At 60.9% G+C, this 1,303-nt stretch carries 1 protein-coding gene, 1 tRNA gene and 2 pseudogenes; all 4 read right to left on the bottom strand.

What is annotated here, in order from left to right; translation table 11 throughout:
* Window position 1: 1 nt before the first annotated feature.
* Window positions 2-77: transfer RNA gene (locus AC07VI_RS29280), tRNA-Gly, on the bottom strand.
* 105 nt (window positions 78-182) lie between these two features.
* Complete coding sequence (gene pgsA, locus AC07VI_RS29275) at window positions 183-767, bottom strand: CDP-diacylglycerol--glycerol-3-phosphate 3-phosphatidyltransferase (protein ID WP_071322919.1); 585 nt, start codon at window positions 765-767, stop codon at window positions 183-185.
* 127 nt (window positions 768-894) lie between these two features.
* Window positions 895-1,081: pseudogene (locus AC07VI_RS29270) on the bottom strand (hypothetical protein); the annotation flags it as partial.
* 8 nt (window positions 1,082-1,089) lie between these two features.
* A pseudogene (locus AC07VI_RS29265) lies at window positions 1,090-1,303 on the bottom strand (hypothetical protein); the annotation flags it as partial.

Below are 1,303 nucleotides of genomic sequence, written 5' to 3'. Positions count from 1 at the left end.
CTGGAGCGGGAGAAGAGTCTCGAACTCTCGACCTCAACCTTGGCAAGGTTGCGCTCTACCAACTGAGCTACTCCCGCGTCATCAACAACAGGCCAGCATTATAGAGGGATTACAGGGGCTGTCAACGGGCAATATCTGGTCTTTTGCAAAATATTCCGCATAAAGCAGCCGCCTGCCTGTTCTTAGTGCAAATTTCCGGCCTTTTCTTTAATCAGCGGCCATGCCAGGCGCAAGTAATAGAACATCGACCACACGGTCAGCACGCAGGCGATCCACAGCAGGCGCTCGCCCCACACGTGGGTGTCGATCGCGCCGAAAATGACTTCGTGGTACAGCAACAGGGGGATGGCCGTCATTTGCGCGGCCGTCTTGATCTTGCCGATCGAGCTGACGGCCACCGATTTCGACGCGCCGATCTGCGCCATCCATTCGCGCAGCGCGGAAATCGTGATTTCGCGGCCGATGATGATGAAGGCCAGCACGGCATTGACACGGTCCAGCTGCACCAGCACCAGCAAGGCGCCCGCCACCATCAGCTTGTCGGCGACCGGGTCGAGGAAGGCGCCGAAGGCCGACGTCTGGTTCCAGCGCCGCGCGAGAAAGCCGTCGAACCAGTCCGTCACGGCCGCAACAATGAAGACCAGGGTGGCGACCAGGTTCTGGTCGCCATGCAGCAGCATCGACGGCGGCAGGTAAAACACGCCGACGACGAGCGGAATCAGGGCCACGCGCAGCCAGGTCAGAAGGATGGGAATATTAAAAGGCATAGGAAAGCAATCGGCCGACGGGTAAATTGAACATGAAGAAAGCGTGAAGAAAGCGCCACTAGTCTACATGGCCCCGGGGCATTAGCCTAGTCCGGTTGCGGCGGCGCCGGACCTGGCCTTCCCTTCATCAATGCAACTGCCTGTGGATTTCTTCCGCAAGCCGGGTCGAAATCCCCTCCACCGACATCAGGTCCTCGACGCTGGCGTCGACCACGCCGCGCAGGCCGCCAAAACGCGACAGCAGCTTCTGGCGGCGCCTGGCGTCGCATTGCGCCCCTTTCGATCTCTTCCAGGCGCGACCTCTGGCGTGCCCGGACGGGTATTAGTGCAACTGCCTGTAGATTTCTTCCGCAAGCTGGGTCGAAATCCCCTCCACCGACATCAGGTCCTCGACGCTGGCGTCGACCACGCCGCGCAGGCCGCCAAAGCGCGACAGCAGCTTCTGGCGGCGCCTGGCGCCGCATTGCGCCCCTTTCGATCTCTTCCAGGCGCGACCTCTGGCGTGCCCGGACGGGTATTAGTGCAACTGCCTGTAG

Source organism: Janthinobacterium sp. GW821-FHT03A03 (assembly GCF_059421435.1).
This window is presented reverse-complemented; position numbering and strand designations above follow the sequence as displayed.